The organism is Loktanella sp. 3ANDIMAR09, from assembly GCF_001420005.1.
Taxonomy (GTDB): domain Bacteria; phylum Pseudomonadota; class Alphaproteobacteria; order Rhodobacterales; family Rhodobacteraceae; genus Loktanella.
Genome location: NZ_LJAK01000003.1, coordinates 76,012 through 89,762, shown reverse-complemented (window position 1 = coordinate 89,762; position 13,751 = coordinate 76,012). Strand labels below are relative to the sequence as shown.

Annotated in this window: 12 protein-coding genes; 4 read left to right on the top strand and 8 right to left on the bottom strand. The window is 61.3% G+C overall.

Going from position 1 to position 13,751, the window contains the following annotated elements; genetic code table 11:
• Window positions 1–77 precede the first annotated feature (77 nt).
• The gene (locus AN189_RS05725; protein ID WP_056032454.1) at window positions 78–1,094 is read left to right on the top strand and encodes a ribose-phosphate pyrophosphokinase; all 1,017 of its coding nucleotides are present in this window, start codon (window positions 78–80) and stop codon (window positions 1,092–1,094) included.
• Here AN189_RS05725 and AN189_RS05720 read toward each other — a convergent pair whose 3' ends face one another.
• The 7 genes from AN189_RS05720 to AN189_RS05690 form a co-directional block, all read right to left on the bottom strand.
• The gene (locus AN189_RS05720; RefSeq protein ID WP_056032450.1) at window positions 1,095–1,442 is read right to left on the bottom strand and encodes an H-type lectin domain-containing protein; all 348 of its coding nucleotides are present in this window, start codon (window positions 1,440–1,442) and stop codon (window positions 1,095–1,097) included.
• Between the two features lie 123 nt (window positions 1,443–1,565).
• Window positions 1,566–2,003 (bottom strand): F0F1 ATP synthase subunit epsilon, encoded by a 438-nt coding sequence (locus tag AN189_RS05715; RefSeq protein WP_056032448.1) that lies wholly within the window; start codon window positions 2,001–2,003, stop codon window positions 1,566–1,568.
• Window positions 2,004–2,012: 9 nt separating this feature from the next.
• Window positions 2,013–3,437 (bottom strand): F0F1 ATP synthase subunit beta, encoded by a 1,425-nt coding sequence (gene atpD, locus AN189_RS05710; RefSeq protein WP_056032444.1) that lies wholly within the window; start codon window positions 3,435–3,437, stop codon window positions 2,013–2,015.
• 18 nt (window positions 3,438–3,455) lie between these two features.
• Window positions 3,456–4,343 (bottom strand): F0F1 ATP synthase subunit gamma, encoded by an 888-nt coding sequence (locus AN189_RS05705; RefSeq protein ID WP_056032439.1) that lies wholly within the window; start codon window positions 4,341–4,343, stop codon window positions 3,456–3,458.
• A gap of 26 nt (window positions 4,344–4,369) precedes the next feature.
• A complete protein-coding gene (gene atpA / locus AN189_RS05700; RefSeq protein ID WP_056032436.1) occupies window positions 4,370–5,905 on the bottom strand; it encodes a F0F1 ATP synthase subunit alpha in 1,536 nt (511 codons plus the stop codon).
• Window positions 5,906–6,466, bottom strand: coding sequence for a F0F1 ATP synthase subunit delta (locus AN189_RS05695; RefSeq protein ID WP_172794859.1), 561 nt, complete (start codon window positions 6,464–6,466; stop codon window positions 5,906–5,908).
• 182 nt (window positions 6,467–6,648) lie between these two features.
• Entirely contained in the window at window positions 6,649–7,383 is a 735-nt protein-coding gene (locus tag AN189_RS05690; protein ID WP_056032430.1) for a class I SAM-dependent methyltransferase, read from the bottom strand.
• Window positions 7,384–7,441: 58 nt separating this feature from the next.
• Between AN189_RS05690 and gloB the strand changes: the two genes are divergently transcribed.
• The 3 genes from gloB (at window position 7,442) to AN189_RS05675 (ending at window position 11,639) form a co-directional block, all read left to right on the top strand.
• Window positions 7,442–8,203 (top strand): hydroxyacylglutathione hydrolase, encoded by a 762-nt coding sequence (gene gloB / locus AN189_RS05685; protein ID WP_056032428.1) that lies wholly within the window; start codon window positions 7,442–7,444, stop codon window positions 8,201–8,203.
• A 155-nt stretch (window positions 8,204–8,358) separates the two neighbouring features.
• Window positions 8,359–10,674, top strand: coding sequence for an ATP-dependent Clp protease ATP-binding subunit ClpA (gene clpA / locus AN189_RS05680; protein ID WP_056032425.1), 2,316 nt, complete (start codon window positions 8,359–8,361; stop codon window positions 10,672–10,674).
• A 62-nt stretch (window positions 10,675–10,736) separates the two neighbouring features.
• On the top strand, window positions 10,737–11,639 hold the full coding sequence (locus tag AN189_RS05675) for a M23 family metallopeptidase (protein WP_253279559.1): 903 nt from the start codon (window positions 10,737–10,739) through the stop codon (window positions 11,637–11,639).
• Here the strand turns inward: AN189_RS05675 and AN189_RS05670 are convergent.
• Window positions 11,636–13,750, bottom strand: a complete 2,115-nt coding sequence (locus AN189_RS05670) for a peptidoglycan -binding protein (protein ID WP_056032419.1) — start codon at window positions 13,748–13,750, stop codon at window positions 11,636–11,638. The two genes, AN189_RS05675 and AN189_RS05670, sit on opposite strands and share 4 nt — an antisense overlap.
• Window position 13,751 lies beyond the last annotated feature (1 nt).

The window sequence follows — 13,751 nt, the reverse complement described above, 5'->3', positions numbered from 1 at the left end:
TTTCGCGACGGTAGCGGTGTGCTAGGCGGTGTCAACGCAGCGATTCCTGCCGCTGCCAGCGCAAAGGACCGCCCTGCATGCCCACATCCCATGAACCCAAACTGATTTCCGGCAATGCCAACCGCCCCCTGACCGAGGCCATCGCCCAACGGATGAGCCTGCACCGCGGCATTGACGTCGGTCTGGTCGATGCGCGGGTCGAGCGTTTCAACGACGGTGAAATCTTTGTCGAGGTGTTCGAAAACGTCCGCGGCGAGGACATGTTCGTGGTCCAGCCCACGTCAAACCCCGCGAATGACAACCTGATGGAGCTGATGATCATCGCAGATGCCCTGCGCCGGTCATCCGCCGCACGGATCACGGCCGTGATGCCCTATTTCGGCTATGCCCGTCAGGATCGCCGCAGCAAGGCGCGGACGCCGATCACCGCCAAACTGGTGGCAAACCTGCTGGTCGAGGCCGGGATCGAACGCATCCTGACGCTGGACCTGCACGCGACGCAGATACAGGGTTTTTTCGATATTCCCGTCGACAACCTCTATGCCAGCCCGATCTGGGCGCTGGATGCGATGCACCACTTCAAGGATCGCATGGACGAGGTGATGGTCGTGTCACCCGATGTGGGCGGCGTGGCCCGTGCCCGCGATCTGGCGCAGCGTATCAACGCGCCGCTGTCGATCGTGGACAAACGACGCGGAAAACCCGGTGAAGTCGCCGAAATGACAGTCATCGGTGACGTCAAGGACCGCGTGTGCCTGATCGTCGACGACATCGTCGATACGGCGGGCACCCTGTGCAAGGCAGCGCAGGTGTTGATGGATAACGGCGCAAAGGAAGTGCATTCCTACATCACCCATGGCGTCCTGTCCGGCCCCGCGATCGAACGGATCAGCAAATCGGTCATGACGAACCTCGTCATCACAAACACGATTCAGCCGTCCGCCGCCGTGCTGGCCTGCCCGCAGATTCGCATCGTGAATACAGCGCCCGTCTTTGCACAGGCGATCCTGAACACTTGGAACGGCACCAGCGTGTCGTCACTGTTCAATCACAAGACGCTCAAGCCGATCTACGAGGGCGTCTACAGCGGCTGATCAGATATCCCAGGCATCCTCTGACCGGAGGGTGCCTATTGCCATCCATGCCACCCGCACGCGGGCGACCTGCGTGTCGCCCCAGGTCCGGAAAACCACGTCAAAACCGTCGCGGGCAATGTTTTCAGACGTGATATCGACGCGGCTGTTTGCGGAATTGGAAATATCCCACATCGACAGTGACACATGGACCAGTGGCGTATCTGCGTAAAGTTCGCCAAAGGTGACACGCTGCCGCGTGAGCCGCGGCCCCTCGCCCGTCCACATTGCCCCGTCGTCCTCGAAATCCGAAAAAAGCACGAGATCGCCCTGATCTATGCCGACGGCATTATTCTCAATTCTGCGCATCAAAAATCACTCAACGTAAATCACCACTAACCTGCACAACAATCTGCATGAATTGGGGCGATTGTGCAGCAAAAAGGGGCCAGCAACGCCAGCCCCTTGTTGAATTGCCCGTTATCGGTCGGATCAGCCGAAATTCGACTGCTTTGGGTCAAGACCGATATGCGTGCCGATCGCGACCATGTCCGCAATCAGGCGGGCCGCATCGTCGACGGGGCCGGGTTCGTTTTCGACGGTTTTCGCCTTTTGCATTTCTGCGTGGGCGTCCTCCATCATCTTGTTGAACACCTCTTGCGTCATCTCGGCGCGCGGCAATGCCGATTCAGCCAGAACCGACACCGAGGTTGCCGTGATTTCAGCGAAACCACCGACCACGACGTATTCATCAGACCCACCACTATGCACCACGGTCATGATACCGGGGCGCAATGTGGTGATCGTGGGCGCATGGTTGGCCATGGCCGTGAGGTCGCCGTCCGCCCCGGGGATGCGGACTTCGGTTGCCTCGACCGACGCCAAGCGGCGCTCGGGCGAGACAAGATCGAATTGCAGGTTGTCTGCCATGTCGGCTCCTTACGCGGCGTCGGCCGCCATTTTCTCTGCCTTGGCTTTCACTTCGTCGATGCCGCCGACCATGTAGAACGCACCTTCGGGCAGGTGGTCATACTCGCCTGCAACGACAGCCTTGAAGGACGCGATCGTGTCCTCGAGGGCGACCTGAACGCCGGGCGAACCGGTGAACACCTGTGCCACGTCGAACGGCTGCGACAGGAAGCGCTCGATCTTGCGGGCGCGGGCCACGGTCAGCTTGTCGTCCTCGGACAGTTCGTCCATGCCGAGAATGGCGATGATGTCCTGCAGCGACTTGTAACGCTGAAGCACCTGCTGGACGTCGTTGGCGACCTTGTAGTGCTCTTCGCCGACGATGCCGGGATCAAGCAGACGCGAGGTGGAATCGAGCGGGTCAACGGCCGGGTAGATACCCTTTTCCGAAATCGCACGGTTGAGAACCGTCGTCGCGTCGAGGTGCGCAAAGGAGGTTGCGGGTGCAGGGTCGGTCAAGTCGTCGGCGGGCACATAGATGGCCTGCACGGAGGTGATCGAACCGTTCTTGGTCGAGGTGATGCGTTCCTGCATGGCACCCATGTCGGTGGCCAGCGTCGGCTGGTAGCCCACGGCAGAGGGGATACGACCCAGAAGTGCGGACACCTCGGAACCGGCCTGCGTAAAGCGGAAGATGTTATCCACAAAGAACAGCACGTCCGTACCGGACTGATCGCGGAACTGTTCGGCCATTGTCAGACCGGACAGGGCCACACGCATACGCGCACCGGGAGGCTCGTTCATCTGACCGTAGACCAGTGCCACTTTGGACTTGGTCAGGTCTTCGGCGTTGATGACGCCGGATTCGATGAATTCGTAATACAGGTCGTTGCCTTCGCGGGTACGCTCACCCACGCCAGCGAACACCGAATAGCCCGAGTGCACCTTGGCGATGTTGTTGATCAGTTCCTGGATCAGAACCGTCTTGCCGACGCCGGCACCACCGAACAGACCGATCTTACCGCCCTTTGCGTAGGGGGCCAGCAGGTCGATGACCTTGATGCCGGTGACCAGCACCTCGGAGGTGGTGGACTGTGCCTCGAACGAAGGCGCCTCGGCGTGGATGGAACGACGCTCGGTTGTCTCGATCGGGCCTTTTTCGTCAACGGGGGCGCCGACGACGTTCATGATGCGACCCAGCGTCGCATCGCCGACGGGGACGGTGATAGTTTCGTCCATGTCGGTCACTTCCTGACCGCGGACCAGACCTTCGGTCGCGTCCATGGCGATGCAGCGCACGGTGTTTTCACCAAGGTGCTGTGCGACCTCGAGGATCAGCTCTTTGCCGTTGTTGTCCGTCTTGAGGGCGTTCAGGATCTCCGGCAGGTGATCATCGAACTGCACGTCCACGACGGCGCCAATCACCTGGGTGATCTTGCCTTTTGCGTTAGCCATAATGGTTCTCCGGGTTCGTTACAGCGCTTCCGCGCCGGAAATGATTTCGATCAGCTCGTTGGTGATGACGGCCTGGCGCGAGCGGTTGAATTCGATGGTCAGGTCGTCGATCATCTCGCCTGCGTTGCGGGTCGCGTTGTCCATGGCGGACATCCGCGCGCCCTGCTCCGAGGCCGCATTTTCCAGCAACGCCGCAAAGATTTGCGTCGCAACACCACGCGGCAGCAGATCGGCAAGGATCGCCTCTTCGCCCGGCTCGTAGTCATAGAGCGTGTTCGACGCATCGTTGACGTTGGCGTCGGCGACCTCTTCGAACTTGGCCGGGATGATCTGCTGTGCCGTCGGATGCTGGCTGACGACGTTTTCAAAGCGCGCAAAGAAGATCGTCGCGACATCGAATTCTGCGTTGTCGAAACGCGCCAACACGTCCTTGGCGATGCCCTGCGCATCGGCATAACCGACCCGCTTGACGTCCGTCATGTCGACGTGACCAATGAACAACTCGCCCAGGTCGCGGCGCAGGGCGTCGCGGCCTTTTTTGCCAACGGTCAGGACCTTCACGGTCTTGCCTTCACCCTTGAGCCGGGTGGCGTGCTGACGTGCCAGCTTGGCAATGTTGGCGTTGAAGCCGCCACACAGACCGCGCTCTGCCGTCATGACGATCAGCAGATGCGTCTGATCGCTGCCCGTCCCGGCCAGCAATTTCGGCGCAGCGGGCGAACCCTCTGCGGCTTGCGACAGGCCAGCCATCACCGCGTTGAACCGTTCCGTGTAGGGACGCGCAGCTTCGGCAGCATCCTGTGCCCGCCGCAGTTTCGCGGCGGCCACCATCTGCATGGCCTTGGTGATCTTGCGGGTCGATTTGACCGACGCGATCCGGTTTTTAAGGTCCTTGAGACTAGGCAAAACCTAAACTCCTCTCTCGAGCTGAATTACGCGAAGTCCTTGGCGAACGATTCAATAGCGTCCTTCAGTTTGGCTTCGGCATCGCCCTTGATCTTGGGGTCCTCGTTCGTGAGGAAATCCAGCACGTCACGCTTGTTGGTGCGCATGTGGTTCAGCAGACCAGCCTCGAACTTGCCAACCTGATCGACGGGCAGTTTATCAAGGAAACCGTTGGTGCCGGCATAGATCACGGTGACGATCTCTGCGTTGGTCAGCGGCGAATACTGCGGCTGCTTCATCAGTTCGGTCAGGCGTGCACCACGGTTCAGCAGACGCTGGGTTGCGGCGTCCAGATCGGAACCGAACTGCGCAAAGGCTGCCATTTCGCGATACTGCGCCAGTTCCAGTTTCACCGGACCAGCGACAGATTTCATCGCGTTGGTCTGTGCGGCAGAACCCACGCGCGACACCGACAGACCGGTGTTCACAGCAGGACGGATCCCCTGGAAGAACAGTTCGGTTTCCAGGAAGATCTGGCCGTCGGTGATCGAAATCACGTTGGTCGGAATAAACGCGGACACGTCGCCGCCCTGGGTTTCGATGATCGGCAGTGCGGTCAGCGAACCTGCGCCGTTGTCTTCGTTCAGCTTGGCCGAACGCTCCAGCAGGCGGGAGTGGAGGTAGAACACGTCGCCGGGATAGGCTTCACGGCCCGGCGGACGACGCAGCAGCAGCGACATCTGACGATAGGACACGGCCTGCTTGGACAGGTCGTCGTAGATGATCAGGGCATGCTTGCCGTTGTCACGGAAATATTCGGCCATCGCGGTGGCCGAATAGGGTGCGAGGTACTGCATCGGTGCAGGCTCGGACGCGGTAGCTGCGACGACGGTGGTATATTCGATAGCACCGGTCTCTTCGAGCTTTTTCACCAGCTGGGCAACGGTCGAACGTTTCTGACCGATTGCAACGTAGATGCAGTACAGCTTCTCGGAATCGTCCTTGGCCGCGTCGTTGTAGGACTTCTGGTTCAGGATCGTATCGAGCGCGACAGCGGTTTTACCTGTCTGACGGTCACCGATGATCAGCTCGCGCTGGCCACGGCCAATCGGGATCATGGCGTCGATGGATTTCAGACCGGTCGGCATCGGCTCGTGCACGGATTTGCGCGGGATGATGCCCGGTGCCTTGACGTCGGCCACGCGACGTTCGGTGGCGTTGATCTCGCCCTTGCCGTCCAGCGGGTTGCCCAGACCGTCGACAACGCGGCCCAGCAGTTCGGGACCGGCAGGCACGTCCACGATCGAGTTCGTGCGTTTGACGGTGTCGCCTTCTTTGATGTCGCGGTCAGAGCCGAAGATCACGACGCCGACGTTGTCGGTTTCGAGGTTCAGCGCCATGCCGCGAATGCCACCGGGGAATTCGACCATTTCACCAGCCTGGACGTTATCCAGACCGTGAACGCGGGCAATACCGTCACCCACGGACAGAACGCGGCCGACTTCGGCGACTTCGGCGTCCTGGCCAAAGTTCTTGATCTGATCCTTGAGGATTGCAGAGATTTCAGATGCTTGGATCGCCATTTATCCGGCCTCTTTCATGTTGTTCTGGAGTGCATTGAGCTTGGAGCGGATCGAGGTGTCGATCATCTTGGAGCCCACTTTGACAATAAGACCGCCGATAATGGCGGGGTCGACGGTTTCGTCGATGGTGACGGACTTGCCGAACTGGTCGGACAGTGTTTTCACCAGCTTCTCGCTTTGACCCTTGGTCAGGGCCTTGGCGGTAATCACTTCGGCGGTTACCTCGCCGCGTTCCTCGGCGAGCATGTCGCGCAGGGTGGTCAGAATGCCGGGCAGCACGAACAGGCGACGCTTGTCAGCCAGCAGACCAAGAAGGTTCGACATCGTGTCGGACAGTTTCATCTTGGCAGCCACCGCGCGGATTGCGGCGAATTGCTGATCGCGACCATAGATCGGCGAATGGATCAGATCGCGCAGGTCTGCGCTGTCGTTCAACGCGGTCTGAAGCGCGACGACGTCACCCTCCATGACCTTGAACTCGTTGCCGTCTTTGGCCAGTTCAAACACCGCAAGCGCATAGCGCTTGGCGATACCTTGAGAAATCGAAGCTGGTTCGGACACGTCCACCCTTCCGATCAAAGGCCCGCGAATCCGCTAGGGACCATGCAGGCATTAAGGTTTTACCCAAAAACGAAGCGTTGGGCCGTAAAAGTCAGCGCGGATGTAACAGAGGTGTGCGTGGTCCGCAACTCTGACAAGCGCCGCATATTATGGGTTTCGGCCAAAGAATTTCCACGCGCACGTCAGGCGGGTGCGGGCTGGTGGTCATGCACACGCTGAGGGCGCTTAATTCTGACCGCCGTGCCGCCGCCCGGCATGGGCGCATGGGATTTACCGGCCTCGACGATCAGGACCCCGCCGCCTGCCAGCCAGGGGATCTTGTGACCGGCCCGTTCGAGAAAGGCCGCCGTCTTGCGCCAGATCGCCCGTTGTGATGGCGGCTGATACAGGGCTGCGGTCGCATGTCGCACCATGAACCCATGCGTGCGCAACTGATCGTCCAGCTGGCCGGTCAGGTAGGGACGGCCGAACCCGAACGGCGTGCGGTCAGACCGCGCCCACATGCCCGCACGGTTCGGCACGATGAAAACCGCACTGCCCCCCGGCCCAAGCACGCGATGACATTCGGACAGGACCCCTGCGGGATGGTCAGAGGTTTCCAGCCCATGCATCACCACCAGCTTGTCCACCATGCCCGTCGGCAGCGGCCAATGCGCGTCATCGCACAGAACCGATACGTTTTTTTCGCCTGCAGGCCAGGGCATGACACCCTGCGGTCCCGGCATCAGCCCGATGACCCGGCGGGCGTCCGGCAGATAGGGCCGCAACAGCGGAACGGCAAAACCGTAACCTGCGACCGTCTGGCCCTTTGCCTCTGGCCAGATTCGCACCAGTTCATCACGTATGACACGCTGCGCAGCCCGGCCAAGGGCGCTTCGGTAGTAGAAGCTGCGCAGGTCCAGAACGTCGAGGTGCATCGGATGGCGGTCCTGTTTAGGGTCAGATCATTCTAGCAAGAACAAAGGTAAGTAGACCATGCCCGTTGAACTGATCACCGTCCCGTGTCTTTCGGACAACTATGCCTATCTGATTCATGACCATGCGACGGGTGATACGGCAGTCGTCGATGTGCCCGAGGCTGCCCCGATCCGGTCCGCACTGACCGCACGCGGCTGGACATTGACCGATATCCTGCTGACCCACCACCACGATGATCACGTGCAAGGTGTCGCTGAACTGCGTGATGGATGCCGTGTCATTGGTGCGGCCGCGGATGCGCACCGCCTGCCCGAACTGGATCTGGCCGCATCCGACGGCGACAGGTTCACCGTGCTGGGGTGCGATGTCGACGTGTTGGATGTGTCGGGACACACGATCGGGCACATCGCGTTTCACCTGCCGTCGGAAAAGCTGTTGTTCACCGGCGACAGCCTGATGGCCATGGGATGCGGTCGCCTGTTCGAAGGCACCCCCGCCCGGATGTGGGACAGCCTGGAAAAACTGCGCGGGTTCGACCCCGCCACGCAGGTCTGCTCTGGTCACGAATACACAATGACCAATGCGCGCTTTGCCGCATCTCTTGAACCGGGCAATCCAGCGATTAACTCTAGATACGAAGCGACACGGCAGGCGCGTGAAAACGGCCATGCGACTGTGCCGTCGCTTTTGTCGCTGGAACTGGAAACGAACCCTTTCCTGCGGGCCGACGATCCGAATTTGGCGCAAGCGTTGAACATGTCGGATTCACAACCTGCCGAAATTTTCGCCGAAATTCGCGGTCGGCGTGACCGCGTCTAGGCAAAAGAGACGACCATGTCTGGTGTTCACGGCACGTCAGTGAATTTGTGAACATCATATGACAGAAAAATCTTGAAGGTTGGCCGAAATCGTCTGACCTTGGAAACACAGGCAAACGCGGCATCCCGTCCGCGCTCGAGAAAAGGAGCACAGCCGTGCCATCATTTTCCGCAACGCTCGAACAGTCCATTCATGGCGCACTAGCGCTGGCAAATGCGCGCCGCCATGAACTCGCTACGCTAGAGCATCTCCTGCTCGCGTTGATCGACGAACCCGATGCCGTGCGCGTCCTCAAGGCGTGTTCCGTCGACCTTGATGAACTGCGCAAGGATCTCGAAGATTTCATCTCTGACGATCTGTCGACGCTGGAAACAGACGTCGAAGGGTCAGAGGCCGTGCCGACTGCCGCGTTCCAGCGCGTCATCCAGCGCGCCGCGATCCACGTGCAATCGTCCGGCCGCAACGAGGTGACGGGTGCCAACGTGCTGGTCGCCATTTTTGCGGAACGCGAATCCAATGCGGCCTATTTCCTGCAAGAACAGGACATGACCCGCTACGACGCGGTGAATTTCATCGCGCATGGCGTGGCCAAGGATCCTGCCTACGGCGAATCCCGTCCCATCACTGGCGCGACCGAACAAGAAGACGAGAGCGTCACCGATGGCGACGGCAAGGAAACCGCGCTGGAAAAATATTGCGTCGATCTGAATGCCAAGGCCGGCAAGGGCGATGTCGATCCGCTGATCGGTCGCGCCCACGAGGTCGAACGCTGCATCCAGGTGCTGTGCCGCCGCCGCAAGAACAACCCGCTGCTGGTGGGTGATCCCGGCGTGGGCAAGACTGCAATCGCCGAAGGTCTCGCCTTCAAGATCGTCAATGGCGAAGTGCCCGAAGTCCTGGCAGGTGCCACGATCTTTAGCCTCGACATGGGCGCATTGCTGGCCGGAACCCGCTATCGCGGCGATTTCGAAGAGCGCCTGAAAGCCGTGATGACCGAAATGGAGAACCACAAGGATGCGGTTCTGTTCATCGACGAAATCCACACGGTCATCGGGGCCGGTGCGACCTCTGGGGGGGCGATGGACGCGTCCAACCTGCTGAAACCCGCATTGCAGGGCGGCAAGCTGCGCTGCATGGGGTCCACGACCTACAAGGAATTCCGTCAGCATTTCGAAAAGGACCGCGCCCTGTCGCGCCGGTTCCAGAAAATCGACGTCAACGAGCCTTCGGTCGAGGATGCGGTCAAGATCCTGCGCGGCCTCAAGCCCTATTTCGAGGAGCATCACAACGTCAAATACACCGCTGACGCGATCCGCACGGCCGTGGAACTGGCGGCGCGTTACATCAACGACCGCAAGCTGCCCGACAAGGCGATCGACGTGATCGACGAGGCAGGTGCGAGCCAGCAGCTGATTCCCGAATCCAAGCGTCGCAAGACCATCGGCGTCAAGGAAATCGAAAACGTCGTTGCCAAGATCGCGCGCATCCCGCCCAAGAACGTCACCAAGGACGATGCAGAGGTTCTCAAGGATCTCGAAAAGTCGCTCAAGCGGGTGGTGTTCGGTCAGGACAAGGCGATCGAGGCGCTGTCCTCTGCCATCAAGCTGGCCCGTGCCGGCCTGCGCGAACCCGAAAAGCCCATCGGCAACTACCTGTTCGCGGGCCCGACCGGTGTCGGTAAAACCGAGGTGGCGAAACAGCTGGCCGATACGCTGGGTGTGGAACTGATCCGGTTCGACATGTCCGAGTACATGGAGAAACACGCGGTTTCACGTCTGATCGGTGCGCCTCCGGGCTATGTGGGGTTCGATCAGGGCGGGATGCTGACCGACGGTGTCGACCAGAACCCGCATTGCGTGCTGCTGCTGGACGAAATGGAAAAGGCGCATCCGGATGTCTACAACATCCTGTTGCAGGTCATGGACCACGGGAAACTGACCGACCACAACGGCCGGACCACCGATTTCCGCAACGTGATCCTGATCATGACCTCGAACGCCGGTGCCGCAGAGATGGGCAAGAATGCCATGGGCTTTGGGCGCGAAACTCGCGAGGGCGAGGATACGGCGGCGATCGAGCGGATCTTTACGCCGGAATTCCGCAACCGTCTGGACGCGATCATCAGCTTTGGCGCACTGCCCAAGGAGGTGATCATGAAGGTTGTCGACAAGTTCGTCCTCCAGCTTGAGGCGCAGCTGATCGACCGGAACGTTCATATCGAACTGACGCCCAAGGCGGCAGAGTGGCTGGCAGACAAGGGCTATGATGTGAAGATGGGTGCGCGTCCGCTGGGCCGCGTGATCCAGGAAAACATCAAGAAGCCGCTGGCCGAGGAACTGTTGTTCGGCAAACTGGTCAAGGGCGGCCTGGTCAAGGTCGGCGTCAAGGATGGCGAACTGGACTTGCGGTTCGAAGAACCGGAGCAAGGCAAAATTGCCGGAAAGAAGCCACCCCTTCTGACGGCCAAGTGATCCGGCCTACGGCGATTGCGATATTGTCCCTCGCAGCCACTTCGGCTGCGGGGGATTTTTCATTGGCGCAGCCCATAGACTGTGATCTTGGCGTTGACTGCTACATCCAGCAGGTCGTGGATCACGACCCGACGGCAGGCGCGTCTGATTTTCGCTGCGGCAGCCTGACCTATGACGGGCACAAGGGCACGGATTTCGCCCTGCCCTCGCTGGCGGCACAGGCCGCTGGCGTGACCGTGCTGGCCGCAGCCGATGGTGTGGTCACAGGGGTGCGCGACGGCATGGCAGACGCCCTGCAAATCGACGCAGCGGCACCGGACGTATCCGGACGCGAATGCGGGAATGGCGTTGTCCTCAGTCACGAAGACGGATGGGAAACCCAATATTGCCACCTGGCCCAAGGGTCGATCAGCGTCGCCAACGGCGATCTGGTCACGGCTGGCACCCCGTTGGGGCAAGTCGGCCTGTCGGGTCAAACCCAGTTTCCGCATCTGCACCTGTCTGTCCGGCAGAACGGTCAGGTCGTTGATCCCTACGATCCTGATGGCGTCATCACTTGCGATGCCCCTGAACAGGACTGGTTGTGGTCGGATGTCACCCCGACCCCACCCGGCGGGATCATCGCAGCCGGATTCAGCGATACGGTTCCATCCTACGGCGCGATCAAGGCAGGCACCGCCGCAGTCGATGATCTGACGACGACATCGGACGCGCTCGTGTTGTGGGGGTATCTGTTCGGCGCGCGCGCTGGCGACGAACTGCGCCTGACGATCATCGGCCCGGACATGGACCCGATATTCGAAAATGTGCAGACCCTCGAACGGACACAGGCGCAGCTGTTCCGCGCGGGCGGCAGACGTACGCCGCCCGGTGGCTGGCAACCGGGCCTGCATGTTGGGCTGGTCGAATTGTTCCGCGCCGACCGACCTATGGCGGTCCTGAAATCCGAAATCGTGCTGAATTAACGCTCTGTCAGTTTCAGCTCGATCCGGCGGTTCTGCGCGCGGGCCTCGGGCGTGTCGGCGCTGTTGATCGGCTGAAATTCCCCAAACCCGTTTGCCGCCAACCGCGTCGGAGGAATACCCAGAAAATCCTCCATGTAGCGGACGACCGACAGGGCGCGCGCCTGGCTCAGTTCCCAGTTATCCAGAAACTCGCCCTGGCCGGACAGGGGGACATTGTCCGTGTGGCCATCGACGCGAATGATCCAATCGATGCTGTCTGGGATATCGGATGCGATCTGGCGCAACAGGCTGGCGACATTCGCGATCTCGCCGCGGCCCTGCGGCGAGAGCGTGGCCGATCCGGGGTTGAACAGCACCTCTGACGAGAACACGAAACGATCCCCCTCGATCCGGACACCAGCCAGTCCCTCGACCGCCTCGCGCACCTGACCAAAGAAATCCGACCGGAATCGTTCCAGATTCTGCGCCTCTGCCGCGAGGCGTGCCGCCTCGGCCTCGAGCCGGGTGCGCTCCGCCTCTTCCAGTGCGCGGCGGCGGCGTTCTTCGGCAGCGACACGCGCCAGCGCGGTGTTCAGCTGTGCGCCCAGCTGTTCGATCTGCACGTCGGCATCCTGACTGTCCTGATTGGCGACGTTCAGCAACGATTGCAGCGTGCCGACCTGCGTGCGCAGGGCCGCGACCTGTTCGTTCAACAAGGCAGTCTGTCGCTGCGCCTCGGCGCTTTGCGCCTCTTCCTCGCTCAGGCGGCGATTGGCCTCGGCCAGTGCGACAGACTGCTGGTCTGCCAGATCCTCGGCGGCGGTACGCGCGGCTAGGGCGGCGGCCAAACGCGCATTGATGTCGGCCCGTTGCTGATCAACGTCCGTTGTCGTCTCGCGCAGCGCGTTCACCTGCGCGGACAATTCGTCCCGCGCCAGCAACGCTTCGGCCAGACGATCCTCGAGCGTTGCAGACCGTGCGCCCGCGTTTTCCGCCTGCGTTTCTGCAGCCTGCTGCGCCAGGATGGCCGCGGCCAGTTGCGCCTGAATGTCGTCCAGCTGCGCCGCACCATCGGCAAGAGCAGCATCGAGTGCCGCGCGCGCGCTGTCCAGTTCCGCCTCGGTCTGCCGCCCTGCGATCGCGGCAGCCGCCAGACGGGCGGTCAGTTCCTCTGCCTGCGCCTGACTGGAATCCAGTGCTGCCCGGGCCGCATCCAGTTCGGCGGCCGTGCTTTCCTGAAGTGCCAATGCCGCAACCAGCCGGGCATCCAGGTCATCGCCCTGCGAGAGCGCCGCCGACAGATCGCCTTCGGCCTGCTGCTGGGCCAAAAGGGCCGCAGACAGGTTCATGTCCAATTCGTCGCGTGCCGCCCGCGTCGCGGCCAAAAGGGTCAGTGTTTCCTCGGCCTCGCGGCGCTGTTCCTCAAGCGCGAGGGTCATCGCCGTCAGCTCCGCATCGGCATCCGACAACCGCTGCCGCAGGGCCTCGGCCGCCGCGGCATCCGCCAGCTGTGCGGCCTCCAGCTCGGAAATCTGCGCACCCTGATCAGTGGTTTGTCGTTCCAGATCGGCAATCATCGCCTGCAATGCCGCGCGTCGGGCAGCAGCCAGGCGCGCCGCCTCGGCCTGGGCGTCGACCTCGTCGCGGGCTGTCGCAAGAGCGAGGTTCAACTGTTCCTGTTCGCTGAGCAGCGCGGCCTCGCGGTTTTGCAGGTCATCGACCTGGGCCGTCAGATCGCTGCGCTGTGCCAGCAGGCCCGCGACCTGGGCCTCGAACCCGGTGATCGTGTTTTGCGCGGCAACCAGCGCGTCAGCGGCCGCATCGCGTTCACCGATCAAGGCTGCAATCCGGCTGGCCTGCGCATCGGCCGTGTCATTGGCCCGATCAAGGTCGGCGGTCAGCGTCGCCGTCAGCGATTGTTCAAGGCCCAGCGCCGTCGTCAATGACGCGATCTGTCCTGCCAGTTCATCCAGTTGCGTCGCCTGACCGCTGATCGTTTCGCGCAGAACGAACTGGATCACCATAAAGATCGTGAGCACGAACATCAGAACCAGCAACAGTCCGGTCATCGCATCCACGAAACCGGGCCAAATCGTCGAATTCATCCGTTGACTGCGGCGCGACAGGGCCATG